Here is a 25,457-nt window from a genome sequence, read left to right as displayed (position 1 = left end):
CCTTGGCAGCTAACGCCCGGCTCACCAGCGCCCAAACCCACAAAAGCAGCGTAGGTTTGGGCGTCTGCGTGGAGCCGCTTGTTATGCTTAGCATATATACACAGCCATACCCAGATTATTGTTGGCGCAATTAGCTACGAAATTTTTAAGATTTACAAAGTATTCCGTAATATACTCCAAGCCTTCGTTGCCATCTCTGCTCCATATGTTTGGGTATATGTCTAACTTATCCATATCCTCTGGATCGTAATTTGCTGACACATCTGCTTCAGTGATGTTTAAAAGGCGTGAATGGATTTCTTTTACCGTCTCGCTATTAAACAAACGCGCGGGTCCGTAACCTACGTCAATATCACCAGCGACTACTCCACCTACAGTAATGAAATCCATTGGAGTTTCCGCTTCATAAGCAGTCTTATTCATGCAGTAGTGAATTCCTTGCCACGACTTATCTAAGTCGTCATCGACGTTCTCACCTTCGACGAAACTTAAATTTGGAATTTCGGTTTCCGTTGTAACTTTCTTTCCGAAAAGCTTAGACAGAAAGCCAGCTCGATTCTTTTCCTTAATTGCTTCTTCATATATTTCTGGGTCATCAGAAGCAATAAGTCTCCAAATAAGCTCCGGACGCTCCAATATTTCTTTAATATTTGCATCTGACACACTATGAAGTGCTAAACACATACCCATGATTTACTTCCTTGCTGGTTTTGAAGCATAACGCTAAGCTTTGGACACAAACGCAGCGCTACAATGGCGAAGCCGCGCTGCGTTTGTGTCCCAGCGACCGAAGGGAGCGAGTTAAGCGCATTGTTATGTTTCATAGCTGTTCGAAGTACCATTTTGCTTGTTTCCATTCGAGGTCTTGCTCCATGTGCCAATCAAAAGGTCTGGGGTGTTTTTGGTTGTCAATGATATGCTGAAGGTGTGCATGAGCTATTTCCGGGTCATATACGCGCCAAACTAGGCGACGAGTTTTATTCCAAGTTTCGCGAACAAAAAATAACGCATTCCCGCCCGACTTAATATCCTCATCGAGTTTGTCACAAAATGGTTCGACGATCTGTCTTTCTTCTTCGGATGGCATTCCATTTTCGATAATATCCGTGAAGTCGATTATGACGGAAAGGTGCCAGCCAAAAACTCTTTTGTGTTCGAAGTTTTTTAGCGCAGAATTCAATACCCCAACGCATGGAAGTTTGTCCGCTTCCCACTCCATGACAGTGTAAGTTTCTTCCGGTAGTGTTACTCGAACCTCGTTTTCTTTAAAAGGTTTATCTTTCTTCTTTCCAAACAACCTACTTAACATGGTTTTCCTCCGTGAAACATAACACCCACATAAGGGGCAGTAACACGTGGGCTAAAATGCGAAGCAGCCCACGTGTATGCGTCCCAGTGACCAACGGGAACGACTTAATTTTTTTGTTATGTGCCTTCATTCGATGTTGGTTCGTACCATATTTGATATTTGTCACCTTGCCATTTAAGTAGAGTAAACAAATAGGCGGTAATTAGCATTAGCAACCCCCCTACCAATGCCGCTTCGTTGAAAAGACCAAGCCAGCAAAAAAAGAAACCAAACGTATGCCCGAATATTTCCATTCTTTTAGCTGTGTGGCGAACTGGCCTCATTTGCAAAAAGTTGAAGGTAAACCAAATTTTTAAAATAAGAGGAAGGTTTTTCCAGTTTTCTGATTGTTTGTCCATTGAGCTATTCTCCTGTTCTAATGCGTCGATATTGACGTTGAGAGCAGCAGCAAGACACTTTTTAGATTCTAAACTAGCATTCGCACCGCTTTCCAAACGCTGAATTGTCCTAACATTTAATCCAGACATTTGAGCAAGTTGCTCTTGTGATAAGCGTTTGCTAATACGAAGTTGTTTTAAAATCATTGTTGCTTCCTGCGTTCTCGAAAAGAAGAATTCCTCATTTTTTACACTGTCGGGTACGAATTTACCCCGACATTTACCCGACAATTGATGTTTCCTAGGCACTGGTCTTACCCACTAAAAGTGGACATCCATGTTAAGCGTATGTCGCTTCGTATTCGTAAGGGCTGATATAGCCCAATGTTGAATGCTGACGCACGCGATTATAAAAAATTTCAATGTACTCGAAGATACAAGATTTGATTTCCTGAAGCGAGTTGAATTTCTCCCCGTATATGAGTTCGACTTTCATACGACTGAAGAATGACTCCATTACGGCATTGTCCCAGCAATTGCTTCTTCTGCTCATGCTGGACACTGCGCCAATGCTCATTATCAGGTCTTGGTATCGCACAGAGCGATATTGAACACCTCTGTCGGAGTGAATGATTAACCCTGGTTCTATGTCTCGTCTGCTAATTGCCATATTAAGTGCGCGTATAATAAGTTCTTCGGTCATATGGCCATCAAACGCCCAGCCAACAATAGCTCTTGAGTACAAGTCCATTACGGTAGCCAAATAATGCCATTGGCCTTTAAATCGAATGTAAGTGATATCAGTGACCCACTTTGTATTGGGCTTTGTTGCTACAAATTGTCGGCGTAAGACGTTTTGACTCACGCGCACATTACTGTGGCTATATTGCGAGTATCGAAATGCTCTCCCGTTACGCGCGCGTAACTGTAGCTGCTGCATGATTTTCGCAATTGTATTAACGCAGCAGGGGACGTTGTCAGCTTTCAAGGCGCGCGTTAATCTAGGTGCGCCATAGCGCTTTTGATACTTCTCAAAGAGCGCCATGGTGTGCTCACACAGCTGTTTTCGTCGCTGCTGATACGCGGGTATACGACGTGTGAGGTACTTGTAATAACCAGAACGAGAGACTTTAAGTGCCCGACACATCACCGTTACTCTGAATTGCCCCGCATACACTTTAATTAGTGCGTACTTTACTCTTGGTCGCTCGCAAAGTACGCGGCAGCCTTTTTTAAAAACGCATTCTCTTCTTTGAGATCGGCCAGCTGGCGCTTGAGGGCTTGCACCTCGTCAGAGTCTTCTTGATGAAACTTCACGCCTTGAATGGTTGAGAATTGATTACCCCCACAGCGCTTAAACTGTCGACGCCAGTTGTAGATTTGTTGTGCGGAAATACCCAGCTCTGCCGCTACGGATTGGTTGGAGTTACCCTTTTGATCTGCTCGTCGAACAGCTTCCTTACGAAACTCTTCAGTATAAGCATGAACCTTCTTTTTATTAGCCATAAGTCACCTCTTATCTAACTATAGGAGATGTCCACTAAGTTTGGGTAAGTCCTGCACATAACACCCGCATAACGGGCAAAAACACGTAGGCTACAATACCAAGCGAAGCGCTGGGAGCCTACGTATTTTTGTCCCAGCGAACGTAGTGAGCGAGTTTATGCGCTTGTTAAACCAACAATGATAGACTAATATGACCTAATTAAAGACCTTTTAGGAGACCGTTGTGGCGGCGAGAGTTTTGGCAGATGTTGCTGCAAGTATTACTGAACTAAAAGCTAACCCTATGAAAGTTGCGAGCAGTGCATATGGCGATCCTGTCGCCATATTGAATAGGAATGAACCCGCATTCTATTGTGTCCCAGCAGAGATTTACGAAAAAATGATGGATCGTTTGGAGGATCTGGAACTACTACAGCTTGTTAAAGAAAGGCAAGGTGAAGAAAGCGTTTCGGTGAATTTGGATGACCTATAAATTAGAGTTTAAAAGAAGCGCCCTAAAAGAATGGAATAAGCTTGGTAGTACTTTGCAGCAGCAATTAAAAAAGAAGTTAGCAGAGAGGTTAAAAACACCGCACGTAGCCCCAGATAGAGTGTTAGGTGCCGATAATGTTTATAAAATAAAATTACGTCAATCAGGATATAGGTTGGTGTATCAGGTACTTGATGACGTAGTTGTAGTTATAGTGCTTGCAGTGGGAAAACGCGAAAGAAATGAGGCTTACAAAAAAGCATTAAAGAGACTTGATGCTGAATAAGGGTTTAACGCCCCAGCGAGCAGCGCGAGCGCCTTTAGTTTTTTGTTAGGTGTTTCAAACCTTGAGGCAGCTTTTTTCATTTAAGTAACTTTCCAAGAGATGAAAGCCTTTTAGCTGTTCTGTAACAGACAAAAATCGTTTACCTTCAGAGTCGTATAAGTGAAGCACTTGTGTACTTGCGATATGACGGGCTTTAGAAATATTTTGCCAGCTAATACTGATAGCTTGTTTACCTTTAAGTACAGTAATCTCGTTGTCTGTAAGTGTAATCACTGAATTCATGAACGGAAGTGTGCGTAAACCATGAGTTGTCATGTATAGATTGCCACCACCTAATAGCGCAGCCGCAAGAAACATAGCTATATCGTATCGGTCATACCATACAGGCAAAAATAAACACCAAACAGCTAAGCAAAACATGACCGGTAAAAATACCCAGCCAATTAACCTTATCCAATAAGGGTGACGAAGTTGAATGCTATCCACGCACCTACCCCTAACGCCGCCATATGGGGCATTAGAACTCCAGCACTCTGTTGAATTTAAAAGCCAAGTGGCCATCAATGCAATGATAGTTTGGCGACACAAACTGAACCGTCCAAGATGGCATTGCATTGGTATTGAACCCTAGTTTTGTAAGATGGCTTTTTATGTCTGTGTCTTTGATGTATTCCGTTAACTCAAACTTAGACGCTACATTTTCAATTGATTTGTCTTCGGGAATTTCGATGCGCGCGTTATAAATACAATCGATATTATCTAGTTCAAGTTCGTTGAAATTTTTATATAGATCAGCGTTCCCACTGATAAAATTATCCAGTTCTTTTTGCTCAGCTTTATCAAGTTTTCGGACCAAAGAAGGATCGCAGCCTTCTTGCTTGAAAGACCTTTTAAAAGTATTTGATACAAAACGTTTTGAAAATACCGTCATTTTCTTCTGCGTTTCACCGTTAATTGGGTTAATGCACTTATACTCTAAAATTTTGTATACCTGCCAAATTCCAGCACTGTAGCTTCTTATCCAATCGCCAATTTTTAAGTCCATGTAGTTTTCTTTGTCCCTAGCGAGCGCAGCGAGTGTTAATGCGTTTGTTAGCTGCCAATGCAATCAGATGGTCGCATAGTAAAACTATGTAATTTTCGCCCATCACGGGTTACGTAGTTTGAAGTCACTGCAACACCCACTTTAGAAAAATAACTATTTTCATTTGAATTACAGTATTCATTTAACTGCGCATCTTTAAGCGGGCCAAAAGCTAAAAGATCCTCGGATTCATAATGGTCAATGATATACTCGTAAACAATTGTTCTACCTTCAAGGCGGACTCGATTTAACTTAGTAATGTCGTCTAGAAATATTGGTGTCATTTCATTCATCTGATTTACAACATCTTGTAATTGATCGTCACTAATTTTTAACGATTCTTTCTGTACAAAAGGTTTCCATACCGAATTCGAAATCAATGAAAGACTTCCGACAATAAGAAGAAAAATAGCTACCGTCTTTGTTGTTTTGTCCATGCTTACCTTCTGGCAGCTAACTTTTAAATAAGGGGCGCAAACTTGTGGACTAAAATCCGAGCGAAGCGAGTCAGCCCACATGTTTGCGTCCCAGCCCGCGCAGCGGGCGAACTTAATTTTTTTGTTATACACAACTTAATTCGAAGAACTGCTTTCTTGCTGCAAAAAGAGCAGGATTTTCTCCAGAGAGTAGAAAAATAACTGCAAAACTACATTTAAGCCACCAATGATAGCGCCCCAAATAAAGCCAGTGTCACTTGAATAGTACTCGAGGCCAAGCTCTGAGTGGTTGCGAATATTTGAGTCTATTAATGCCCAGTTGGCAAACATTGCAATAATTAAAAAAACAAACAGCCAAAAAGATGAAAGAAGTTTGTATCGCTTTACAATTTTTTTGATATTTTCTTCTGACACGTAGGGTTCCCTCCTTGTGTATAACTTTTCAATAACGGGCGCAGATGCGTGGGGCATAATGGCGAAGCCGCCCCGCGTATTGGCGTCCCAGTGACCGAGGAGAACGACTTTAGCGTTTTGTTATATTTCATTTTCACTTACAGAGCGATTGCTCTTTGTTTTAAGAGTTTCTTCTATTGCTATTAGAGAAGCAAGAACGGAAGACCCAAATAAAGAATATAGAGAATGGGGCAAGAGGCTTATGGCTGAGATATGCATAAAGGTATTTATACCCTCGCTATATTTACTAACGGCTACGATAAGAGACAAAAATAAAAGGCCAAATCCCACATAAGCGAGAAGTCTAGCAATGATGAGGACAAGTCCTAAATTATTTGTTTTTAAGTTTGCATATGGTCTCATTAAAACTCCATTTTTTAAATTCTGAGGGAAATATAACGCCCAACTTAGGGGCAATAACACGTAGGCTAAAATTGGAGCGAAGCGACTGAGCCCACGTGTTAGCGTCCCAGCGACCGAAGGGAGTGCCAACAGTGTTTTGTTAGGTGCCTTTACCGCACCAAAGCTCAAAAATATCATTTTGTTCCTCTATTGCTATTGAACAAGAAGCTATGCCCGATATCCATTTGAAATTATATTGTCCAAATTCATCTGAAACACTGAAGCTCGGAGCTCCTGAAAGTGTAGAGCGAACTTGTTCATTTGTGTAATTGAAGCCTTTCTTAGAACACTGAACCAATAGTTCATTGGTTGGCTCATGATGACTAGCGTCACATCCACTTATTTGGCTGGGTAAAGTATCTAACGATTCCAAAAGTTCAGAAATGTTGTACCCAGAAATACTATCTTGTTGGATAAAGAAATCCGTTTTTACTTGAACTTGTTTGCTGCAAGCAGCAAGAGAAAGGCAAAGCAATGTGGTTATTAACGTGATTTTATTTTTCATAACATCCTTATTAGTTTGTGTTCCAGCGAGCCCGCGAGCGGCTACAGCAGATTGTTAGGCGGCATGCAGATCTATTGGCTGCACGTTATCCAAGTTGATGTTCTGTTTGGCCAGCCAAAGTTCGTAATTGTCTTGCATGCTAAGCCAACTTTCAGGGCTGCGCCCCAATACTTTTGATAGCCTTAAGGCCATTTCTGGCGTTACTGCACTTTTGCCTTTCACTACACGATTTAGTGTTGAAGCGGCAACACCAAGATGGGTAGCAAGTGTCCTGCAACTAATACCGTGTGGCTCCATGTAAATGGATTCAATAAATTCACCCGGATGTGGTGGGTTATGCATATTCATTAGTGATAATCCTCGTAATTTAAGATGTAAGCATTACCATCCGTAAACTCGAAAGTGACTCTCCAATTGCCGTTGACTGATATCGACCAAATATTTGACCTTTCTCCTTTGAGTTGATGAAGAGAGAAGCCCGGTAAATCAATGTCACCGATATCTTGTGCGGTGTGGATAGCAGCTAACTGCATGCGAAGTTTTTTCGCGTGCTTAGTCTGTATGCCTGAAGTTTTCCCTTTTTCGAAAAACAGCTTCAGACCCTTATGTTTAAATGACTTAATCATGGAAAGAGTGTAGCGCATTGCGCAACGCGGTGCAACTTGACGCTTAACTTTCCAATAACGGGCGTAGGCACGTGGGGCATAATGGCGAAGCCGCCCCGCGTGTATGCGTCCCAGCGAACGCAGTGAGTGTGTTTATTGATTTGTTATCTTCTTTCCTTGATTGCCCAAAAGAAGACCATTAACACTTAAGTCCTCGTCCAATTGAGGCCAATGAATACCTTCGCCATCACCCAATATCTCCCAATCTTTAAGTTGATCTTCAGTCGCAGATGAAAGCGATGGAAACCAAGCTAAAGGAACAGAAAGAGAGCGGCCATCAATTAGACTGATAATAAGTGAGTCTGAGTCAAAACTTACTGAGTGAGCAAGAGGGTGATGTTCAACTGCTAAAATAGCCATTCCAAGCCTCCAAAAATGTTTCTTTATTTTCGACCACCAATTGCTCGAGTTTTCTTAACTCTTTCGGTGGAAAACGAGTAGAGCTAGCTAAAGCAACGGGCTTTAACCAGAATTTAGCAAGCATCTTCTCTCGCTGAATATGAATGTGTGCGGGTTCACCGTTTTCATTACTATAAAAGAAGAAACGATAAGGCCCTAATCTTAATACTGTCGGCATGCAGTAAGATTATCGCAGAAGAGCACATATGCCAATTGGAAGATAACATTAAGCTAAGCGGCGCAGACATGTGGGGCATAATGGCGAAGCCGCCCCGCGTGTATGCGTCCCAGCGAACGCAGTGAGTGTGTTGATTGGGTTGTTATATTGCATATTTTAAACAACCTAGCTATTAGCTCTTTTGAGTATCAAGCAGCCAATTATTGTTGATATTGCGCAGCTAATTAAAAATGAAGTAAATGCGGCAAATAAATAAAAAGGATCAAGCTGTCCAAGGTTTAAATATGCTGCAAGCTGAAAAACTGACGCACTGAGTATCCCCGAAACAAAGACCGCTATAACGAACTTTTTAATAAATAAATGAGACACAAACGAGCAAATCGTCGCAATCGTGGCAAGAGCAGCAATACCGAATATTCCGTCATTCATTAAATTACCTTTGCAATATAACACCCGCATAACGGGCAAAAATACGTAGGCTACAATACCAAGCGAAGCGCAGGGAGCCTACGTTTTTTTGTCCCTGGCGAGCGCAGCGAGTGTTAATGCGCTTGTTATGTGCGTGCAGAAAGAAGCCTTTTGTTTTGCATCATTTTAAATAAAAAGTAGATGGTAATAATAGGACAAATAAACAGCGCTTTGTATGAAAAAGTGACTGGGTATGTATCTGGTAACCAGAGTCCGATAGCAATTGCAAAAAGAATCGAAGCAATGCCTAAACAGCAGAAGATCAAAAGGGAATAGAGTGCAATTTTCAGCAGAGTGGAGGGCATTGGAAAAATTGCTTTTTCGATGAGCTTATACCCTGTAATGAAGAATACAATTGTTACCAGATTTGCAAAAAATAGATCCATCTAAGCATTCTCTTTAGCACATAACGCTAAGCTAAGGGGCGCTAGCGTGTGGGCTATAATCCGAACGAAGTGAGTCAGCCCACATGGTAGCGTCCCAGCGACCGGAGGGAGTGGCTTGAGCGTATTGTTAGCCGCGTTCGTGCCAATACCCTGGTTTTCGGTGGTTGTGCATAATAGCTACCACACTAATTTCCCGGTTTTCGATAATTTTATAAATAATAGAGTATGGGAACCTGCTTAAGACAAAGCGTCGATGTGTTTGCCCCATTTTTGTCCATGCCGATGGCAAAGAGCTAACTGAATCGATGGCTTCCTTGAGTTCTTGGGTAAATTCGTGACCCAACCCCAATGACTGTTCTTGATACCAATCAAACGACTCTTTTATTTCCCTTTTAACCTCCGGGTGAAAGGAAACAGGCAGCATCTTTTAATTAAGATCCTTTTCTATCTCTTCCCAACTAATGCTTTTTACCGCACCAGACTCTAGCTCTGCGCTGCGAGATTCTGCAAGTATTAACCACTCGGATTCCACATCGCTATCAATCTTGGTATCCATAGCCGTTAAAAGACAGTGGGCAGCAAGTGCTTTCTCTTTAGTGCTGAGTTGCTCGATATTTTCAAGCAACACTTTTAATGCATCAGACATAAAATAACTCCCGTTGGGTATGATTTGATATTACCACTAAAAAAGAGAAGTGAAAGGCTGGATTTACAAGTAGCGGCTAACACTAAGCTTTGGGGCGCTAGCACGTGGGCTAAAATCCGAACGAAGTGAGTCAGCCCACGTGTTAGCGTCCCAGCGACCGAAGGGAGTGCCAACAGCGTTTTGTTAGGCGTACAAAGAAAAGTACGCAGCTTTGCTGCCACCACTAGCCAAATAGACCGCGTATTTGAATTATTGAATTTAAGATAAAACAACCCTGTGCGAAATGCCAGATGTTAACGGTAATGCTGAATAAAAGAACGAGTTTAGAAGACTGGTGATGTTAAATGTTGGCGTTGCGGTGTTTATGAAAAGCACATTGCTAAAGCCGTTAAAACAACTGAGAAAGCTTGCCGCGAATACAACCTAGCGAAACAACCTTGATGCTGGAATGTCACGGTTAAACCCACATTTTAATGCTGTAAGTAAATGACGCCTAACTTTCCAATAACGGGCGCAGACATGTGGGGCATAATGGCGAAGCCGCCCCGCGTGTATGCGTCCCAGCGAACGAAGTGAGTGCGTTTATTGGCTTGTTAGGTGCCATTGCTTATTTAACCTCGAATTCCTTGCCATTCTTCCCATACATTTTCGGGGTCAATGTCAGGATATCCTCGCTCTTCTTCAACTTTAGCTGCCACATCAATTGGCATAACAATGCACTCTGATGAATCTCTTAGTTCCAGCACCTCCGCTTCTGTCAATGCTGCCTCCTTATTTCTTTCGGCATTTTTAAGGACTGCAACCAACGCTGGCACGTGAACAATCTTTAGTTTTTCTTCTTTTTCATCCATTGAGTTCTCAGTTTCCTTTTGGCACTTAACACCCGCATAACGGGCAAAAATACGTAGGCTACAATACCAAGCGAAGCGCAGGGAGCCTACGTTTTTTTGTCCCTGGCGAGCGCAGCGAGTGTTAATGCGCTTGTTATGTGCGTGCAGAAAGAAGCCTTTTGTTTTGCATCATTTTAAATAAAAAGTAGATGGTAATAATAGGACAAATAAACAGCGCTTTGTATGAAAAAGTGACTGGGTATGTATCTGGTAACCAGAGTCCGATAGCAATTGCAAAAAGAATCGAAGCAATGCCTAAACAGCAGAAGATCAAAAGGGAATAGAGTGCAATTTTCAGCAGAGTGGAGGGCATTGGAAAAATTGCTTTTTCGATGAGCTTATACCCTGTAATGAAGAATACAATTGTTACCAGATTTGCAAAAAATAGATCCATCTAAGCATTCTCTTTAGCACATAACTTTTAAATAAGGGGCGCAGGCATGTGGGGCATAATGGCGAAGCCGCCCCGCATGTATGCGTCCCAGCGAACGAAGTGAGTGACTTAATTTTTTTGTTATGTGCCAGCACACTCTCTACTGCCGCCATAACTTTACTGTGCCCAATAAATAAAACGTACCATAAATACAGCAAATAATTGAGCTGACTAACCAAAAGGTTATTGAATTTTGGTGTACCACAGGGTCTGAAGTTAGAAAGGGACCAGCTAAGCCTGCGATACCACGCAACAAATAGATGGCAGTAATTAAAGTTAAACAGGTTTTTAGTAGTGGCAACTTGATGATGATACCTGCACCAGAAAATGCATATAAGCCCCAGCCAGTAAGAATTGAAGCAATCGCTAAAGTTACAATTGTTGGGTACGGGTCGCCCTGAGCTGCGAGTTGAGCCATACGTTGACCAGCACCAAAAAAGAGATACCAATCAGGGCCGCCGAATATACAACCAATATGAAGTAATGCAGCCAGGATACTTAAACTGCCAGCGATTATTAGTTGATTATTCTTGTGCATTCAAATTCCTTTTGGCACATAACACCCGCATAACGGGCAAAAATACGTAGGCTACAATATCAAGCGAAGCGCAGGGAGCCTACGTATTTTTGTCCCAGCGAGCCCGCGAGCGAGTTTATGCGTTTGTTAGCTATGCCTTAAAACTTCAACCCCAAGTACACATGATACGGATAAAAGGCCGAACCACCCTAAAATATGCCCAAAGTCCTCGCCGAAATAACCTAGTGACGAAAAGCCTTCTATAATTTCGCTGGCAGGTTTGGAAAATACAATAAGGCTAATACTTAAACCCGGTTCCCATAGCAAATACCAATAAGTTGATAATCTCCAGCTAGTCCCTTCAGTTGTAATTATGAAAAAGGTCAACACAGTGAAGAAAATAATGCCAATTATCTTGGAGTTTCTCCACCTTTTAAAACTGTTCGCTAATGAATGCTGATATTCATATTTTGAGTAAAGGAATACAAAGGCAATTGGCGACAAATAGAGTAAAAAAATAGCAAATGAAAATAGCATGTTCACCAAAATAGTGGTCTTACCCACTAAAAGTGGACATCCATGTTAAGCGTATGTCGCTTCGTATTCGTAAGGGCTGATATAGCCCAATGTTGAATGCTGACGCACGCGATTATAAAAAATTTCAATGTACTCGAAGATACAAGATTTGATTTCCTGAAGCGAGTTGAATTTCTCCCCGTATATGAGTTCGACTTTCATACGACTGAAGAATGACTCCATTACGGCATTGTCCCAGCAATTGCTTCTTCTGCTCATGCTGGACACTGCGCCAATGCTCATTATCAGGTCTTGGTATCGCACAGAGCGATATTGAACACCTCTGTCGGAGTGAATGATTAACCCTGGTTCTATGTCTCGTCTGCTAATTGCCATATTAAGTGCGCGTATAATAAGTTCTTCGGTCATATGGCCATCAAACGCCCAGCCAACAATAGCTCTTGAGTACAAGTCCATTACGGTAGCCAAATAATGCCATTGGCCTTTAAATCGAATGTAAGTGATATCAGTGACCCACTTTGTATTGGGCTTTGTTGCTACAAATTGTCGGCGTAAGACGTTTTGACTCACGCGCACATTACTGTGGCTATATTGCGAGTATCGAAATGCTCTCCCGTTACGCGCGCGTAACTGTAGCTGCTGCATGATTTTCGCAATTGTATTAACGCAGCAGGGGACGTTGTCAGCTTTCAAGGCGCGCGTTAATCTAGGTGCGCCATAGCGCTTTTGATACTTCTCAAAGAGCGCCATGGTGTGCTCACACAGCTGTTTTCGTCGCTGCTGATACGCGGGTATACGACGTGTGAGGTACTTGTAATAACCAGAACGAGAGACTTTAAGTGCCCGACACATCACCGTTACTCTGAATTGCCCCGCATACACTTTAATTAGTGCGTACTTTACTCTTGGTCGCTCGCAAAGTACGCGGCAGCCTTTTTTAAAAACGCATTCTCTTCTTTGAGATCGGCCAGCTGGCGCTTGAGGGCTTGCACCTCGTCAGAGTCTTCTTGATGAAACTTCACGCCTTGAATGGTTGAGAATTGATTACCCCCACAGCGCTTAAACTGTCGACGCCAGTTGTAGATTTGTTGTGCGGAAATACCCAGCTCTGCCGCTACGGATTGGTTGGAGTTACCCTTTTGATCTGCTCGTCGAACAGCTTCCTTACGAAACTCTTCAGTATAAGCATGAACCTTCTTTTTATTAGCCATAAGTCACCTCTTATCTAACTATAGGAGATGTCCACTAAGTTTGGGTAAGTCCTATAGCTAACTTTTAAATAAGGGGCGCAGGCATGTGGGGCATAATGGCGAAGCCGCCCCGCGTGTTTGCGTCCCAGCCCGCGCAGCGGGCGTACTTAATTTTTTTGTTATAAGACATGCTACTTAAAACCTTGAATAGTGCCATTGGTGCCAACAATAAGGCATACGCTACCATAATATAAACAATCATCTTTTATGAATGGTGAAGAGCCATAAATATCCAGTGGAACAATACTATTAACTTCGTTGATACTTTTACCTATAAGCTGCGCGTTAATTAGAACGAACAGTTGCTCCGATATTTTAGTTTGGGTTTCTAGGCTTGCTTCCATGTAAGTTAAAGAGACGCCGTTATCCAAACTCCGATACATCCAAAACAAGTTGGTTAGTAGGAGTAATATTGAAAGGATACTGATAACAACCTTGTTCACTGAATTCCCTTTGTCTTATAACGCTAAGCTTTGGGGCGCAGGCACGGGGCTATAATCGCGAAGCGGCCCCGTGTTTGCGTCCCAGCGACCGAAGGGAGTGCCAACAGCGGTTTGTTAGGGCTCACCATGCTGAGACTTCCTGAAAACTTGGTTGCAGTGCTTTAAAGCTGTCTGAGGCATTTGCTTCCCACGGCCAAATGCCATGGACGGTAGGAAAGATTAGCTGAAGTGCTGGGTAACTAGTACCCTCATATAGCCAATTACACGAAAGCATAAACTCTTCTTTAAACCTCTTTGCTACAGGTTTAAAACAAACTTCAAATCCATCGAGAAACCCTTCATAAAAGCCGTCCTCTGTAAAAGTTTCTCCTTCTTGGACGCGGCGATTATATTCATTTGCGATCCAGGAGGACAATTCACTTCTTAAACCAAGGATGAGCACTTCTGGGCGACTTTCCTGTTTGTTGATGCCGACGGTATAAGTGAAATTAGGATCTTCTTCTTTGGGGTCAAATACAGAAGTAACATGGCATCCGTATTTTTCTATATTTTCTATAATCTTAATTTCTGCTTGGTTCATAAAACTTCCTTGTGAGCCCTAACTTTCCAATAACGGGCGCAGACATGTGGGGCATAATGGCGCAGCCGCCCCGCGTGTATGCGTCCCAGCGAACGCAGTGAGTGTGTTGATTGGGTTGTTATACCCGTGCCTAATCATATATGCCAGGCGTTAAAATTTGCATCAACTTCTCAGGGTTTTCAACAGATGTAAAACCAAACTGCGAGTACAATCCGTGTGCGTCACTTGTTGCTAGCATAAACCTACGGAGACCTTGTAGGTCTGGATGGGATGATATGTTTTCCATAAGTTGTTTGCTTACCCCTTGACCACGAAACTTCTCTATTACAAAAACGTCGCTTAGATATGCAAATGTAGCTCTGTCTGTAATAACTCTAGCGAAACCAACTTGGTCTCCCCCGGTTGCATAGGCTCCAAATACAAGAGAATTGTCTATAGATTTTTGTAATGTTGAAAGCGGGATGTTTTTTGCCCAATAGGAGTTCGCCACAAAGGAGTGGATTAATTCGATGTCTAAGTCATCGTGGCTTGTACTTATATTAATCCCTTTCATTCTATCGATCCTTCAGAGGGTATAACGCCCGCATAACGGGCAAAAATACGTAGGCTACAATTACGAGCGAAGCGAGGGAGCCTACGTGTTTTTGTCCCCAGCGAGCGCAGCGAGTGGTTAATGCGTTTGTTATAAGCCGTATTAAATACAATCTAGTTGCACATAACAACCGGTAACCAAAGCAAAAAATGGCCATAAAAAACAATTAATAAATGCCAAGAAAGCAGAAATCACATGACGTGTATTGGCACTATTTTTTTGCGTAAGCCACGTTAAAAAATGACATACGATAATTGGAACTACAAATACTATTACGCTGAAGCTTATCAGGGCTATTTGCTTTGTCTCTCGCGCGTACATTGATGACGAGGAAAAATATGAGTAGAGAAATCCCAAAAGCAACCCTACTAACGACAAAACGATTGCCGCTCTGTTTCCGTACCGATTGATTACATAGTAATGAAGTTCAATCCATAAAAATGTACAAACAAATACGCTTATAAATAATATTGCCAAACTCAAATTCCCTGTGGCTTATAACTTTTCAATAACGGGCGCAGGCACGTAGGGCATAATGGCGAAGCCGCCCTGCGTGTATGTGTCCCAGCGAACGAAGTGAGTGAGTTTATTGAGTTGTTAGGTGCGTTCACGATAAGACCTTTATAATTTGACCATTTACGACAGAAAAACCATTTTTGAAGTACCATTGCTCTAATCGATTTGTTTCTCCAACAATCTTTCCTGTCAGTTTGTTTAGGCCAATTCGTTTACAGTGTGCAATAACTGATTTCAGCAATAAAGTGCCGTAGCCTTTATTCCTGTGGGAAACAATTGTCTTCTTAGATGAAAAAAAAGAGTAATTATAGTGTGTTCTCTCTATAACTATGATGTCCGAAAGAACACCATCATTACCCTTAATACTGACGTGAGCCTTGCCCACTAATTCGTTTTCTACTTTACAGAGGAGTGAAAAACCAAAGGGCAACCTATCCTGAAACTCCATTTCTATTATATCCATGAGAGCACCTAACTTTTAAATAAGGGGCGCAGGCATGTGGGCTAAAATCCGAACGAAGTGAGCAGCCCACATGTTTGCGTCCCAGCCCGCGCAGCGGGCGAGCTTGATTTTTTTGTTATGTTTTGTTTTTAAAAACAACATACCGAAACATTAAAGCCTGAACCGAAGCAATTACGCCAAGTATCCAAGGGCCGTTAGTAGTACCACTTACCAGTAAAAAGGTAACTGGTAAAACCATGTAAAACAAATAGTTTGTTTTTTTGTACTTACAAGCCAGCCAGTGAACTGGAAACCCGATAATTAACCAGCCTGCTATAGATACCAGTAGGAAAACTCCAATATAGAGCGAAAAAGTTGCTATTAATCCGGGGATTTCGGAACTTTGTAAGTTACTTGCGCGGATAAGAAAGATCGCTGGCAATAGTAAACTAGATGTCAGTAAGCTCCTTATTATTGCCTTATCCCAATCACCTAAGTACACATGTTCCCCTGAAAAACATAACAATTTAATCGTTCCCTAAACGGGGCGATTTAACGAACCAGAACGGGGTTTTTGTCCGTTTGGTTTTAAATATGGTTAAACCATAACCTATCGATAGGATTAGTAAAATACGTTTTTGGTGTATTTTGCTCAAAGGTTAAAAACACCAAATCGGGTTGCAGGTGAATTTGGGGTATTTCGTGAATACTCTTGCAATAAAACAGGTACTAAAGTCAGTTATCTCGTTGTGATTTTTTAAATAGACTTTTTTATTTTGGAGTCGAACATGAAGTCTCAGTTTATTAAATCCCTGTACGAGCACATGATGCTCAAGCGCTATGCAAAGCGTACCATACAAACCTATATCAACTGGATTTCAGACTACATTCGTTTTCACAAATTTCAGCACCCGAAAGATCTCGACGTTTTGCATGTTGAAGCATACCTTACGCATTTATCCACCAAGCGAAAAAATGCGCGGTCTACACAAGCTACTGCACTAAATGCGCTGGTTTTTCTCTACAACAAGTATTTAGAGCAGCCGCTACCTACAGACATGAACTTTGTGGGAAGCGGAAGGGAAAGAAAACTACCGGTTGTGCTAACCCAGTTAGAAGTAAAAGCATTGCTTGGTAGAGTGCCTACCCATCATTACTTAGCGGTAGCACTTCTTTATGGAAGTGGGCTTCGGTTAATGGAGTGTGTTCGCCTTAGAGCGGGCGACATAGACTTCGACTACAAGTGTGTGAGGATTTGGTTTGGGAAAGGGGGCAAGCATCGAGTGGTAACGCTGTCGGAATCGCTGATTCCACTTTTAAAAAATCATATCAGTGAAAGTGAAAAACTTCTGCAACGAGATTTGATGGTGCCAGACTTTGCTGGAGCTTGGATCCCGCACGGGTTGAGGGAAAAGTATCAGCAGCGCAATAAAACGCTGGAGTGGCAATATTTGTTTCCTGCATCAAAATTAAGTATTGATCCAGAAAGTAAGCTATTGCGGCGACATCATATAGATGAGAAACAGATACAGCGTGCCGTAAGTCGCGCCTCAAGTGATGCGGGAATAATTAAGCATGTTACGCCTCATACACTTCGTCATTCAATAGCTACACATTTGCTGCAGTCAGGTGCAGATATCAGAACGGTGCAAGACCAGTTAGGGCATGCCGATGTTAGAACTACTCAAATCTATACACACATACTTCAACAAGGGGCGAATGGTGTAGTCAGCCCACTTTCTAATTTAGCTTTTTGATTTTAAATATGCGCTGCAACAAAAAAGGGCCCGAAGGCCCTTTTCAAAATTTAGCTTTAAAGCTCTAATATAAACGCTTATACACGCTCAAATACGGTAGCAATACCTTGGCCTAAACCAATACACATAGTCGCTAAGCCTAGGCTTACGTCTTGTGATTCCATTAGGTTGATAAGCGTACCTGAGATACGTGAACCAGAACAACCTAGTGGGTGACCAAGTGCAATCGCACCACCGTTAAGGTTAATCTTAGTATCTAGATGGTCCATCCAACCTAGTTGCTTAATGCACGATAGTGCCTGTGCCGCGAACGCTTCGTTAAACTCAGCAAGCTCAATATCGTCCATAGTAAGGCCAGCACGCTTAAGGGCTTTTTGTGTTGCTGGAACTGGGCCGTAGCCCATAATTGCCGCATCACAACCAGCCACCGCCATTGAGCGAATTTTCGCACGTGGTGTTAGGCCAAGCTCTTTCGCACGGTCTGCTGACATAAGTAGCATAGCAGATGCACCGTCAGACAGCGCAGAAGACGTGCCTGCAGTAACGGTACCGTTTACTGGGTCGAACACAGGGCGAAGTGCCGCCATGCTCTCAGCCGTGCTTTCTGGGCGTACTACTTCATCGTAGTCAATTAGCTTTAATACGCCGTTTGCATCGTGACCTTCAACAGGCACAATCTCGTTAGCCCAGCGGCCTTCAAGGTGTGCTTTATGCGCTAGCTGGTGCGAACGCGCACCAAATGCGTCTTGTTGCTCACGAGTAATACCGTTTTGACGGCCAAGTAGCTCGGCGGTCATACCCATCATGCCCGACGCTTTTGCCGTGTACTTAGCAAGACCTGGGTGGAAGTCGATGTTGTAGTTCATCGGTACGTGACCCATGTGCTCAACACCACCAATCATGTAAATGTCACCACGGCCGCTCATGATGCCACTTGTTGCATCGTGAAGCGCTTGCATTGATGAACCACATAAACGGTTAACCGTTACCGCGCCTGTTGTGCGTGGAATTTGTGTTAGTAGTTGCGCGTTACGTGCAACGTTGAAGCCTTGTTCTTTAGTTTGCTGAACACAGCCCCAAATGATGTCTTCAATTTCCGCTGGGTTTACGCCAGGGTTACGCTCTAGTAGCGCGGTCATTAGTGCTGCAGAAAGGTCTTCTGCGCGCACATTTCTGAAAACACCGTTTTTTGAACGACCCATAGGGGTACGTACGCAATCGATTACGACCACTTCTTTCATTAGTTTTTCCTCCGGGTCTTATGCGAAATATGATTTACCAGCAGCGGCCATTTCACGAACGCCGTCTGAGATCTGATAAATAGGACCAAGTTCAGCGTACTTGTCTGCCATAGCAACAAAGTTCGCCAAGCCAATGGTTTCAATCCAACGGAAAATACCACCGCGGAATGGAGGGAAACCTAAGCCGTAAAGTAGCGCCATATCTGCTTCAGCTGCGCTATCTACAATGCCTTCTTCTAGGCAGCGAATTGCTTCGTTTGCCATAGGGATCATAAGGCGTGCAATAATGTCGTCAGCTTCAAAGTCTGTCTTTTCAGCTACGTGTGGCGCCATTAGTGCGTATGCTTCTTCAGCAGGTGTTTTAGACGGCTTACCGCGCTTATCAACACCGTAGTTGTAGAAACCTTTACCGTTCTTCTGACCTAAACGTTCTTCTTTGTAGAACAGGGTTACCGGGTCGTTGTCTAGGCGCGCCATACGCTCTGGAATACCCGCTGCCATCACGTCTGCTGCGTGATCGCCCGTGTCGATACCTACAACGTCCATTAGGTAAGCAGGTCCCATAGGCCAGCCGAAGATTTTTTCCATTACTTTATCAACTGCAACGAAGTCTGCGCCGTCGATAAGAAGCTTACTGAAGCCCGCAAAGTATGGGAACAATACGCGGTTTACCAAGAACCCAGGGCAGTCGTTAACCACAATTGGGGTTTTGCCCATTTTAAGGGTAGCGGCTACTACCGCATTGATGGTTTCTTCTGACGTTTTTTCGCCACGAATAATTTCAACAAGCGGCATGCGGTGCACTGGGTTGAAGAAGTGCATACCACAGAAGCGCTCTGGCTTGTCTAGGCTTTCAGCTAGCTGATTGATAGAGATAGTAGAAGTGTTTGAAGTGATGATAGCGTCGTCTGCTACGTTGTCTTCTACTTCCTTGAGTACAATACCTTTTACTTTCGGGTTTTCTACAACCGCTTCAATCACAAGGTCTGCATCTTTAAGCGTGCTGTACTCAAGGGTAGGTGTAATTGCGTTAAGCGTTTGCGCCATTTTAGTCGCATCAACTTTACCGCGCTGCATACCTTTACCAAGAATTTTTGCTGCTTCTGAAAGACCAAGGTCTAGTGCACCTTGGTTAATGTCTTTCATGACTACCGGTGTGCCTTTCACCGCGCTTTGGTATGCAATACCGCCACCCATGATGCCTGCACCTAGTACAGCGTTAAGCTTAGATTGCTTGGTTGCCGCTTTTGCTTGCTTTTTACCTTTGCTCTTAACTAGCTGGTCGGCAAGGAAAATACCAATTTGCGCTTTCGCTGCGTCGGTTTTCGCTAACGCCACAAAGCCTTCATTTTCAAGCTTAAGTGCACCTTCACGGTCTAGGCCCGCTGCTTTTTGAACAGTCTCAACCATTTTGTGCGGTGCTGGGTAATGTTTGCCAGCTTGCGCAAATACCATAGCTTGAGCTGTCGAGAAGCTCATCATGGCTTCGTTTTTGTTTAGCTGTAGTGGGGCTTTCTTAACCGCACGACGTGCTTGCCAGTCAAATTTACCGTCAACGGCGTCTTTCACCATTGAAAGCGCGCCTTCAACTAGCGCCTCTGGTGCTACAACTGCATCAACTGCGCCTTCAGCAAGGGCTTTCGCGCCTTTTCTGTCACGGCCAGTAGTCATCCACTCAAGCGCATTGTCTGCACCAATAAGGCGAGGTAGGCGAACCGTACCACCAAAACCAGGCATGAGGCCTAGCTTAACTTCTGGTAAACCAATTGAAGCGGTAGTGTCTGCAATACGCATGTCACAAGCCAATGCCATTTCACAGCCGCCGCCAAGCGCGAAGCCGTTAACTGCAGCGATGGTAGGGAAAGGTAGGTCTTCGAAGCGGTCGAATACTTGTGAAGTATTGGCAACCCACTGTAGTACCTCGGCATCGTCCATGGCGAATAAACCAGTGAACTCGGTGATATCTGCACCTACGATAAATGCAGGTTTTGCACTGCGTACTACTAAGCCTTTAACATCGCCTTTAGCAAGTAGGGCTTTTGTTGCTTCGTCAAGCTCGGTCACCGTTTGGCGGTCGAACTTGTTTACTGAACCTTCGGCGTCGAATACCAGCTCAGCAAAGCCGTCATCTAACAGGCTGACGGAAAGACTTTTGCCTGTGTATATCATTATCATCTCCTTCGGCATTGGCCAGGATGTTAGTGAAGTAATCCAACTAATTTGTAGGGTCGTATGCATTCACTAACGCGTTAGGGTGGCTAGATTCTTTACAAAGCCACACAAAATTTCAACAAAAAATCAAACAAGCGTTTCAATTTGTCTAAGGTAGTGGTCCGATGACTTAAATTCAAGTCTAAATATCGAATTCACGCTTCATTTCGGTATTGGTGGTTGTATAATGAGCGTTATTGGCCCAAAGCGCCAATCCAGCAAAAGAATAATCTACAATCATGTCAACTATGTTTGTAAAGCATAAATAACGACAGCTGGCACAACATCTTCTTTGGCACGGAGCCAGGCTGAAATTTTCCCTTTGTTTATGAAACAAATGTAGTGGGTCAGTCGTAGTGCTGCTTTATCAGCAACATTTTACAATCAGCTCGATTAGGCTAATTCTCCGGTTTTCATAGGTCATTCGAGTGTAGAGCAGGGTAGGAGTTCTATTGTGTCTGGTTTTTATTTTAGTTCACGGTCAGGTCAGCGCTCGCTGGCAAAAAATAATAAATTATTCGCCACCGTTGTGGGGGCATTAGTTTGCTCGCTTTCTTCATTTTTCTCTATCGGCGCATGGGCTGCACAGCCTTTAACACTACCCGAAGATATTTTCGAAAAAGATCGTGCCCGCTATTTAGAAGTTGAAAAGAAGCTGCTTACTTATTCGAAACACCGCCTTCAACACCTTGATAACGACATTTATGAGTTAGCGCATTATCCACTTTATCCGTACCTGCTACGGCTTAAACTAGAGCGCACCATGTCAATCAAAACAAAGCGCGAAGTTAGTCAGTTTTTGGACGACTTTAACGGTCAGCCAGTAAGCTACGGAGTGCGCTACAAGTGGCTCAACTACTTAGCTAAAAAAGATTACCGCAGCACCTTTCTAGAAAATTATCGCCCCGGTATGGGCGCGCGGCTTACCTGTGTTGCGCTTAATTACCGTTTAAAAGAAGGTGAAAGCGAACAAGATATTCTCCATGAAGTGGATGCGCTTTGGCTTCATGGTCAGTCCCAGCCTGACGAATGCGATCCGCTTTTTGCGAAGTGGAAAAAAGCAGGCATGATGACGCCAGACATGGTGATAAAACGCATTGAAATTGCGGCAAAAGAAGACAACCGAAGTATTATCTCTTACCTAAAACGCCAACTTCCCAGCGATAAGCAATACATTGCAGACGCATGGTTATCGGTAACCCGCGACACTAGCCGCGTTAATAAAACCGCGCTTTTCCCACTTAAAAATACTTCGCATGAAGCTGAGGTAATAGTGTGGGCAATAGAAAAACTAGCCTGGCGAAACCCTGATTTAGCAGGCAAGGTTTTTAACCGTTACAACGACAAGAACATCTTCTCACAAGCCCAGCAACACGTTATGCGAAGAGCAATAGCGCTTAGCTACACACTAGACCGCCTTCCCCAAGCCCATCAGTGGCTAGAACTTGCTGATGTGCAAGGCGCCAGTGAAGATGTAAAGCTTTGGCATATTTCCCATTTATTGCGCACGAAAAAGTGGCAGGAAGTGGTTAATGTTATTGAGAGCGCTCCTGCCAGTTTGCAGCAAGAAGAAAACTATCGCTATTGGAAAGCCCGTGCTTTAGAAGCGCTTGGTCAAACTATGCAGGCTACTGTGCTTTACAAAGAGCTTGCGCAAGAACGCCATTACTATGGCTTTATGGCCAGTGCACATGTAGGCGAAATTCCGTCTCTTGCTCATACGCCGGCACCAAGAAACACGGCAGCTATAGCCAGTGTGGCGAAAACCCCAGCTACTATGCGCGCTGTAGAATTTTTCAGGTTAGACAGAACTACAGAAGCGCGTAGAGAGTGGTACTACTTGCTTTCCCATTTGCCTGAGGCGAAAGTGACTGATGCAGGCATACTCGCTTATGAGTGGGGGCTGTACGACCAAGCAATTACCAGCTTCGCAAGAAGCGGCTATTGGGACGATGTGGAACGCCGATTCCCACTGGCCTTTAATGATGTATTCAGCGAAAAGTCACAGGCATACAGCATTTCAAAGTCGCTGGCTATGGCTATAGCACGCCGCGAAAGTTCGTTTAGAAGCGATGCGATCTCTTCTGTGGGTGCAGCAGGGCTCATGCAGCTTATGCCTGGAACCGCGCGTTATGTGGCAAAAGAGAAAGTAAGTCGTAGCACACTTTTTCAGGTAGACGATAACGTTGAATACGGCGTGCAGTACCTTCGTTATTTAATGGACAAGCTAAACAATAACCCTGTGCTGGTGTCCGCATCGTATAATGCGGGGTGGCGCAAGGTGTTAGAATGGTTGCCAGCTAACGAAGCGCTGCCCGTGGATATTTGGATTGAGAATATTCCCTATAAAGAAACCCGTGCTTACGTAAAGGCGGTGATGGCGTATCAGCATATTTACGACCAACAGTTAGGTGGAAACGAGAATATCTTCCCTCAACTTACCCGCGATATGATCCCATCGGCTGATGCGGTCAGTACACATCCGGTAACAGGTACACTGCAACTAGCACCGCGATAGTTGTCAAAGGTTAGGCGTATAAGGGTACGCCTTTCAATACGTTATTATTTACCAGTTGGGAAACTTAACGTAAACAACAGCACAGCGGTCTTAGCGAGTATGCACGTCATACTGGCCTCGTGGTACACTGGTAGCTAACACCAGTCCGCATATGTCATTACCTACTCAGCCAGAGTAAAAATGTTCGTAATCGCGGTGTGTTACCGCAGGTATAATGTGTTCCATCTAACGACTAAAAAGATAAGAGGGGCTATGTCGCAACATAAAGCAACCTACCAACAGCATATCGAAGAGCTTCAAGCTAGAACTCGCGAAGCACTGCAGCGAGAAGGGCTAGACGGACTAGTTATTCACTCAGGGCAGGGCAAGCGCCTTTTCTTAGACGATAATCATTACCCATTCAAGGTAAACCCGCAGTTCAAAGCGTGGGTGCCTGTTATTGATAACCCTAACTGTTGGCTGGTGGTGAACGGTGTAGACAAGCCTACGCTTATTTTCTATCGTCCCGAAGATTTCTGGCACAAAGTACCGCCAGAGCCAAATGATTTTTGGACTGACAGCTTCGACATTAAGTTGCTTCAACAGGCCGATGCGGTAGAGAAATTCCTGCCTTATGACAAAAGCCGTTTTGCTTATGTAGGCGAATATATTGAAGTGGCCAAAGCGCTGGGCTTTGATAATGTAAACCCAGACCGCGTGTTGCATTATTTGCACTATCAACGTGCTTATAAAACCGACTACGAGCTAGATTGCATGCGCGAAGCTAACAAGCTGGCGGTAGCAGGTCATAAGGCGGCAGAGCAAGCCTTCCGTGAAGGTAAAAGCGAGTTTGATATCAATCTTGCCTATGCAGCCGCATCTCGACAAGGCGATAACGATGTGCCTTACACCAGTATTGTGGCACTTAACGAACACGCTTCAATTCTTCATTATATGCAGTGCGATACTGAAGCGCCAAAAGAATCCCGTTCGTTTTTGATTGATGCGGGTGCTAATTATCATGGCTATGCGGCAGATATTACCCGTACTTATGCTCAAGACGGAGTTCAGAATTCAGCGATGTTTCGCGACCTCATTCAGGCGGTAGACAAGGTAACGCTGACTTTGGTCGACTCGTTGAAGCCTGGCGTAGCTTATACCGACATTCATTTGTTGGCCCACGACGGCATTGCACAAATTCTTCACGATACTGGCATGGTGAATTTAACGCCGCCAGAAATCGTAGAAATGGGTATTACCCGTACTTTTTTCCCACACGGTATTGGTCACTTCTTGGGCCTTCAGGTGCACGACGTAGGTGGTCTTGTCAACGACGATCGCGGTACGCCTAAGCCTGCTCCTGATGAGCACCCGTTCTTGCGCTGCACGCGAATGGTTGAAGCCCGTCAGGTGTTTACTATTGAACCTGGCTTGTACTTTATCGAAAGCTTGCTGCGCGACCTGAAAGCGACGCCTGCGTCTAAGTACATTAACTGGGGTACTATTGATGCATACAAGCCGTTTGGCGGCATTCGTATTGAAGACAATATCATTGTGCATCGCGACAAGAACGAGAATATGACTCGAGATTTAGATTTAAATTAATCGGTTTTTTCGAGTTTAGCTAATCGCAAGCTCAAACTATTTTCATGAATATAAAGGGCAGCATAAGGCTGCTCTTTTTTATTGAGCGCGTAGAAAAAGATTCTGAAATTTATATTTATACCATTCCGCATAGATAATTGCCCACTCAGAAGGCGCTGGAAAGCTTCATAGCGAAGCGTGGGAATGCCAAGAACGGCTGACCCTTTCAAATTCCCAGAATGAAGCTAGGATGCTTGCCAGGCCTTCCCGAAGGGCGAGTTTAAAATGTACGTACTCTTTGTTGTGTCACCTTGATGTAGAACCACTATACCTGCGGTAACACGCCGCGATTACGAACATTTTAAATCTCGCTGAGTGGGTAATAATCTGTACGGAC

34 protein-coding genes and 2 pseudogenes are annotated in these 25,457 nt (G+C 43.7%); 5 read left to right on the top strand and 31 right to left on the bottom strand.

The window, feature by feature from the left end; genetic code table 11:
• Positions 1-87: 87 nt before the first annotated feature.
• From ACXAER_RS07625 to ACXAER_RS07605, 5 genes and pseudogenes are all read right to left on the bottom strand, one after another.
• Positions 88-690, bottom strand: coding sequence for a YfbM family protein (locus ACXAER_RS07625; protein WP_474828050.1), 603 nt, complete (start codon positions 688-690; stop codon positions 88-90).
• 130 nt (positions 691-820) lie between these two features.
• A complete protein-coding gene (locus ACXAER_RS07620) occupies positions 821-1,309 on the bottom strand; it encodes a DUF695 domain-containing protein (protein ID WP_474828048.1) in 489 nt (162 codons plus the stop codon).
• 116 nt (positions 1,310-1,425) lie between these two features.
• Positions 1,426-1,893 carry a helix-turn-helix domain-containing protein gene (locus ACXAER_RS07615; RefSeq protein ID WP_415802876.1) on the bottom strand — a complete coding sequence of 156 codons (468 nt, stop codon included), beginning with the start codon at positions 1,891-1,893 and terminating at the stop codon, positions 1,426-1,428.
• A 133-nt stretch (positions 1,894-2,026) separates the two neighbouring features.
• A pseudogene (locus tag ACXAER_RS07610) lies at positions 2,027-2,881 on the bottom strand (IS3 family transposase); the annotation flags it as partial.
• Complete coding sequence (locus tag ACXAER_RS07605) at positions 2,881-3,192, bottom strand: transposase (protein WP_423079162.1); 312 nt, start codon at positions 3,190-3,192, stop codon at positions 2,881-2,883. The pseudogene ACXAER_RS07610 and the gene ACXAER_RS07605, both read right to left, overlap by 1 nt.
• 223 nt (positions 3,193-3,415) lie before the next feature.
• Between ACXAER_RS07605 and ACXAER_RS07600 the strand changes: the two genes are divergently transcribed.
• Both ACXAER_RS07600 and ACXAER_RS07595 read left to right on the top strand, forming a co-directional pair.
• Entirely contained in the window at positions 3,416-3,664 is a 249-nt protein-coding gene (locus ACXAER_RS07600) for a type II toxin-antitoxin system Phd/YefM family antitoxin (RefSeq protein ID WP_474828045.1), read from the top strand.
• Positions 3,654-3,947: a type II toxin-antitoxin system RelE family toxin gene (locus tag ACXAER_RS07595; RefSeq protein WP_474828043.1), complete on the top strand. Its 294-nt coding sequence runs from the start codon at positions 3,654-3,656 to the stop codon at positions 3,945-3,947. The genes ACXAER_RS07600 and ACXAER_RS07595 overlap by 11 nt, the downstream gene beginning before the upstream one ends.
• Positions 3,948-4,001: 54 nt before the next feature.
• Here the strand turns inward: ACXAER_RS07595 and ACXAER_RS07590 are convergent, their stop codons facing one another.
• The 24 genes and pseudogenes from ACXAER_RS07590 to ACXAER_RS07475 all read right to left on the bottom strand — a co-directional run bounded on the left by ACXAER_RS07590 (position 4,002) and on the right by ACXAER_RS07475 (position 16,272).
• The gene (locus ACXAER_RS07590) at positions 4,002-4,433 is read right to left on the bottom strand and encodes a hypothetical protein (protein ID WP_474828041.1); all 432 of its coding nucleotides are present in this window, start codon (positions 4,431-4,433) and stop codon (positions 4,002-4,004) included.
• 31 nt (positions 4,434-4,464) lie between these two features.
• A complete protein-coding gene (locus tag ACXAER_RS07585; protein WP_474828039.1) occupies positions 4,465-4,992 on the bottom strand; it encodes a hypothetical protein in 528 nt (175 codons plus the stop codon).
• A gap of 47 nt (positions 4,993-5,039) precedes the next feature.
• Entirely contained in the window at positions 5,040-5,549 is a 510-nt protein-coding gene (locus ACXAER_RS07580) for a hypothetical protein (protein ID WP_474828037.1), read from the bottom strand.
• Between the two features lie 54 nt (positions 5,550-5,603).
• Positions 5,604-5,882, bottom strand: a complete 279-nt coding sequence (locus ACXAER_RS07575; RefSeq protein WP_474828035.1) for a hypothetical protein — start codon at positions 5,880-5,882, stop codon at positions 5,604-5,606.
• A gap of 120 nt (positions 5,883-6,002) precedes the next feature.
• Positions 6,003-6,461, bottom strand: coding sequence for a hypothetical protein (locus ACXAER_RS07570; RefSeq protein ID WP_474828033.1), 459 nt, complete (start codon positions 6,459-6,461; stop codon positions 6,003-6,005).
• Positions 6,424-6,828, bottom strand: coding sequence for a hypothetical protein (locus ACXAER_RS07565; RefSeq protein WP_474828031.1), 405 nt, complete (start codon positions 6,826-6,828; stop codon positions 6,424-6,426). The genes ACXAER_RS07570 and ACXAER_RS07565 overlap by 38 nt, the downstream gene beginning before the upstream one ends.
• A gap of 54 nt (positions 6,829-6,882) precedes the next feature.
• Positions 6,883-7,176, bottom strand: a complete 294-nt coding sequence (locus ACXAER_RS07560; RefSeq protein WP_474828029.1) for a HigA family addiction module antitoxin — start codon at positions 7,174-7,176, stop codon at positions 6,883-6,885.
• Positions 7,176-7,454 (bottom strand): type II toxin-antitoxin system RelE/ParE family toxin, encoded by a 279-nt coding sequence (locus ACXAER_RS07555; RefSeq protein ID WP_334022385.1) that lies wholly within the window; start codon positions 7,452-7,454, stop codon positions 7,176-7,178. Before ACXAER_RS07555 ends, ACXAER_RS07560 begins: the two co-directional genes overlap by 1 nt.
• 132 nt (positions 7,455-7,586) lie before the next feature.
• Complete coding sequence (locus tag ACXAER_RS07550; protein ID WP_390609594.1) at positions 7,587-7,853, bottom strand: DUF2442 domain-containing protein; 267 nt, start codon at positions 7,851-7,853, stop codon at positions 7,587-7,589.
• The gene (locus tag ACXAER_RS07545; RefSeq protein ID WP_137167161.1) at positions 7,834-8,070 is read right to left on the bottom strand and encodes a DUF4160 domain-containing protein; all 237 of its coding nucleotides are present in this window, start codon (positions 8,068-8,070) and stop codon (positions 7,834-7,836) included. The genes ACXAER_RS07550 and ACXAER_RS07545 overlap by 20 nt, the downstream gene beginning before the upstream one ends.
• 165 nt (positions 8,071-8,235) lie before the next feature.
• The gene (locus tag ACXAER_RS07540) at positions 8,236-8,499 is read right to left on the bottom strand and encodes a hypothetical protein (protein WP_474828025.1); all 264 of its coding nucleotides are present in this window, start codon (positions 8,497-8,499) and stop codon (positions 8,236-8,238) included.
• 125 nt (positions 8,500-8,624) lie between these two features.
• A complete protein-coding gene (locus tag ACXAER_RS07535; RefSeq protein WP_474828018.1) occupies positions 8,625-8,924 on the bottom strand; it encodes a hypothetical protein in 300 nt (99 codons plus the stop codon).
• A gap of 127 nt (positions 8,925-9,051) precedes the next feature.
• Complete coding sequence (locus ACXAER_RS07530; protein ID WP_105933275.1) at positions 9,052-9,348, bottom strand: type II toxin-antitoxin system RelE/ParE family toxin; 297 nt, start codon at positions 9,346-9,348, stop codon at positions 9,052-9,054.
• Between the two features lie 3 nt (positions 9,349-9,351).
• Positions 9,352-9,570, bottom strand: coding sequence for an addiction module protein (locus ACXAER_RS07525; RefSeq protein WP_474828022.1), 219 nt, complete (start codon positions 9,568-9,570; stop codon positions 9,352-9,354).
• Positions 9,571-10,181: 611 nt separating this feature from the next.
• Positions 10,182-10,421, bottom strand: coding sequence for a hypothetical protein (locus ACXAER_RS07520; RefSeq protein WP_474828020.1), 240 nt, complete (start codon positions 10,419-10,421; stop codon positions 10,182-10,184).
• A gap of 133 nt (positions 10,422-10,554) precedes the next feature.
• Positions 10,555-10,854 carry a hypothetical protein gene (locus ACXAER_RS07515; RefSeq protein WP_474828018.1) on the bottom strand — a complete coding sequence of 100 codons (300 nt, stop codon included), beginning with the start codon at positions 10,852-10,854 and terminating at the stop codon, positions 10,555-10,557.
• Between the two features lie 139 nt (positions 10,855-10,993).
• On the bottom strand, positions 10,994-11,431 hold the full coding sequence (locus ACXAER_RS07510; RefSeq protein WP_474828016.1) for a hypothetical protein: 438 nt from the start codon (positions 11,429-11,431) through the stop codon (positions 10,994-10,996).
• Positions 11,432-11,992: 561 nt separating this feature from the next.
• Positions 11,993-12,847 (bottom strand): annotated as a pseudogene (locus tag ACXAER_RS07505) (IS3 family transposase); the annotation flags it as partial.
• Entirely contained in the window at positions 12,847-13,158 is a 312-nt protein-coding gene (locus ACXAER_RS07500) for a transposase (protein ID WP_423079162.1), read from the bottom strand. The pseudogene ACXAER_RS07505 and the gene ACXAER_RS07500, both read right to left, overlap by 1 nt.
• Positions 13,159-13,328: 170 nt before the next feature.
• Positions 13,329-13,640: a hypothetical protein gene (locus tag ACXAER_RS07495; RefSeq protein WP_474828014.1), complete on the bottom strand. Its 312-nt coding sequence runs from the start codon at positions 13,638-13,640 to the stop codon at positions 13,329-13,331.
• 121 nt (positions 13,641-13,761) lie between these two features.
• Positions 13,762-14,220, bottom strand: coding sequence for a DUF4262 domain-containing protein (locus tag ACXAER_RS07490; RefSeq protein ID WP_474828012.1), 459 nt, complete (start codon positions 14,218-14,220; stop codon positions 13,762-13,764).
• 130 nt (positions 14,221-14,350) lie between these two features.
• Positions 14,351-14,773, bottom strand: a complete 423-nt coding sequence (locus ACXAER_RS07485) for a GNAT family N-acetyltransferase (protein WP_474828010.1) — start codon at positions 14,771-14,773, stop codon at positions 14,351-14,353.
• Between the two features lie 646 nt (positions 14,774-15,419).
• On the bottom strand, positions 15,420-15,791 hold the full coding sequence (locus ACXAER_RS07480) for a GNAT family N-acetyltransferase (protein ID WP_474825957.1): 372 nt from the start codon (positions 15,789-15,791) through the stop codon (positions 15,420-15,422).
• 115 nt (positions 15,792-15,906) lie between these two features.
• Entirely contained in the window at positions 15,907-16,272 is a 366-nt protein-coding gene (locus ACXAER_RS07475) for a hypothetical protein (protein WP_474828008.1), read from the bottom strand.
• Positions 16,273-16,558: 286 nt separating this feature from the next.
• Here ACXAER_RS07475 and ACXAER_RS07470 point away from each other — a divergent pair, with 286 nt between their 5' ends.
• Positions 16,559-17,527: an integron integrase gene (locus ACXAER_RS07470; RefSeq protein ID WP_474828006.1), complete on the top strand. Its 969-nt coding sequence runs from the start codon at positions 16,559-16,561 to the stop codon at positions 17,525-17,527.
• A 77-nt stretch (positions 17,528-17,604) separates the two neighbouring features.
• On the opposite strand, the gene fadA is transcribed toward ACXAER_RS07470, so the two are convergent.
• Positions 17,605-18,768, bottom strand: coding sequence for an acetyl-CoA C-acyltransferase FadA (fadA, locus tag ACXAER_RS07465; RefSeq protein WP_071816941.1), 1,164 nt, complete (start codon positions 18,766-18,768; stop codon positions 17,605-17,607).
• 18 nt (positions 18,769-18,786) lie between these two features.
• Positions 18,787-20,937: a fatty acid oxidation complex subunit alpha FadB gene (fadB, locus tag ACXAER_RS07460; protein ID WP_474828003.1), complete on the bottom strand. Its 2,151-nt coding sequence runs from the start codon at positions 20,935-20,937 to the stop codon at positions 18,787-18,789.
• A 496-nt stretch (positions 20,938-21,433) separates the two neighbouring features.
• On the opposite strand from fadB, the gene ACXAER_RS07455 reads away from it, so the two are divergent.
• Positions 21,434-23,497, top strand: coding sequence for a transglycosylase SLT domain-containing protein (locus tag ACXAER_RS07455; RefSeq protein ID WP_474828001.1), 2,064 nt, complete (start codon positions 21,434-21,436; stop codon positions 23,495-23,497).
• 252 nt (positions 23,498-23,749) lie between these two features.
• Complete coding sequence (pepQ, locus tag ACXAER_RS07450; protein WP_474827999.1) at positions 23,750-25,081, top strand: Xaa-Pro dipeptidase; 1,332 nt, start codon at positions 23,750-23,752, stop codon at positions 25,079-25,081.
• The last annotated feature ends 376 nt before the right edge of the window (positions 25,082-25,457 follow it).

This window comes from Alteromonas sp. AWJ4_199 (genome assembly GCF_056159165.1).
This window is presented reverse-complemented; position numbering and strand designations above follow the sequence as displayed.

What these genes read in the sequence shown, in the direction of transcription:
- ACXAER_RS07485 (WP_474828010.1), bottom strand. Translation starts at nt 14,773, where the DNA reads ATGAAAGGGATTAATATAAGTACAAGCCACGATGACTTAGACATCGAA.
- ACXAER_RS07510 (WP_474828016.1), bottom strand. Translation starts at nt 11,431, where the DNA reads ATGCACAAGAATAATCAACTAATAATCGCTGGCAGTTTAAGTATCCTG.
- ACXAER_RS07520 (WP_474828020.1), bottom strand. Translation starts at nt 10,421, where the DNA reads ATGGATGAAAAAGAAGAAAAACTAAAGATTGTTCACGTGCCAGCGTTG.
- ACXAER_RS07570 (WP_474828033.1), bottom strand. Translation starts at nt 6,461, where the DNA reads ATGATATTTTTGAGCTTTGGTGCGGTAAAGGCACCTAACAAAACACTG.
- fadB (WP_474828003.1), bottom strand. Translation starts at nt 20,937, where the DNA reads ATGATATACACAGGCAAAAGTCTTTCCGTCAGCCTGTTAGATGACGGC.
- ACXAER_RS07595 (WP_474828043.1), top strand. Translation starts at nt 3,654, where the DNA reads ATGACCTATAAATTAGAGTTTAAAAGAAGCGCCCTAAAAGAATGGAAT.
- ACXAER_RS07615 (WP_415802876.1), bottom strand. Translation starts at nt 1,893, where the DNA reads ATGATTTTAAAACAACTTCGTATTAGCAAACGCTTATCACAAGAGCAA.
- ACXAER_RS07545 (WP_137167161.1), bottom strand. Translation starts at nt 8,070, where the DNA reads ATGCCGACAGTATTAAGATTAGGGCCTTATCGTTTCTTCTTTTATAGT.
- pepQ (WP_474827999.1), top strand. Translation starts at nt 23,750, where the DNA reads ATGTCGCAACATAAAGCAACCTACCAACAGCATATCGAAGAGCTTCAA.
- ACXAER_RS07530 (WP_105933275.1), bottom strand. Translation starts at nt 9,348, where the DNA reads ATGCTGCCTGTTTCCTTTCACCCGGAGGTTAAAAGGGAAATAAAAGAG.
- ACXAER_RS07620 (WP_474828048.1), bottom strand. Translation starts at nt 1,309, where the DNA reads ATGTTAAGTAGGTTGTTTGGAAAGAAGAAAGATAAACCTTTTAAAGAA.
- ACXAER_RS07605 (WP_423079162.1), bottom strand. Translation starts at nt 3,192, where the DNA reads ATGGCTAATAAAAAGAAGGTTCATGCTTATACTGAAGAGTTTCGTAAG.
- ACXAER_RS07555 (WP_334022385.1), bottom strand. Translation starts at nt 7,454, where the DNA reads ATGATTAAGTCATTTAAACATAAGGGTCTGAAGCTGTTTTTCGAAAAA.
- ACXAER_RS07540 (WP_474828025.1), bottom strand. Translation starts at nt 8,499, where the DNA reads ATGAATGACGGAATATTCGGTATTGCTGCTCTTGCCACGATTGCGACG.
- ACXAER_RS07500 (WP_423079162.1), bottom strand. Translation starts at nt 13,158, where the DNA reads ATGGCTAATAAAAAGAAGGTTCATGCTTATACTGAAGAGTTTCGTAAG.
- ACXAER_RS07585 (WP_474828039.1), bottom strand. Translation starts at nt 4,992, where the DNA reads ATGGACTTAAAAATTGGCGATTGGATAAGAAGCTACAGTGCTGGAATT.
- ACXAER_RS07480 (WP_474825957.1), bottom strand. Translation starts at nt 15,791, where the DNA reads ATGGATATAATAGAAATGGAGTTTCAGGATAGGTTGCCCTTTGGTTTT.
- ACXAER_RS07535 (WP_474828018.1), bottom strand. Translation starts at nt 8,924, where the DNA reads ATGGATCTATTTTTTGCAAATCTGGTAACAATTGTATTCTTCATTACA.
- ACXAER_RS07580 (WP_474828037.1), bottom strand. Translation starts at nt 5,549, where the DNA reads ATGTGGGCTGACTCGCTTCGCTCGGATTTTAGTCCACAAGTTTGCGCC.
- fadA (WP_071816941.1), bottom strand. Translation starts at nt 18,768, where the DNA reads ATGAAAGAAGTGGTCGTAATCGATTGCGTACGTACCCCTATGGGTCGT.
- ACXAER_RS07550 (WP_390609594.1), bottom strand. Translation starts at nt 7,853, where the DNA reads ATGGCTATTTTAGCAGTTGAACATCACCCTCTTGCTCACTCAGTAAGT.
- ACXAER_RS07525 (WP_474828022.1), bottom strand. Translation starts at nt 9,570, where the DNA reads ATGTCTGATGCATTAAAAGTGTTGCTTGAAAATATCGAGCAACTCAGC.
- ACXAER_RS07560 (WP_474828029.1), bottom strand. Translation starts at nt 7,176, where the DNA reads ATGAATATGCATAACCCACCACATCCGGGTGAATTTATTGAATCCATT.
- ACXAER_RS07515 (WP_474828018.1), bottom strand. Translation starts at nt 10,854, where the DNA reads ATGGATCTATTTTTTGCAAATCTGGTAACAATTGTATTCTTCATTACA.
- ACXAER_RS07565 (WP_474828031.1), bottom strand. Translation starts at nt 6,828, where the DNA reads ATGAAAAATAAAATCACGTTAATAACCACATTGCTTTGCCTTTCTCTT.
- ACXAER_RS07470 (WP_474828006.1), top strand. Translation starts at nt 16,559, where the DNA reads ATGAAGTCTCAGTTTATTAAATCCCTGTACGAGCACATGATGCTCAAG.
- ACXAER_RS07625 (WP_474828050.1), bottom strand. Translation starts at nt 690, where the DNA reads ATGGGTATGTGTTTAGCACTTCATAGTGTGTCAGATGCAAATATTAAA.
- ACXAER_RS07490 (WP_474828012.1), bottom strand. Translation starts at nt 14,220, where the DNA reads ATGAACCAAGCAGAAATTAAGATTATAGAAAATATAGAAAAATACGGA.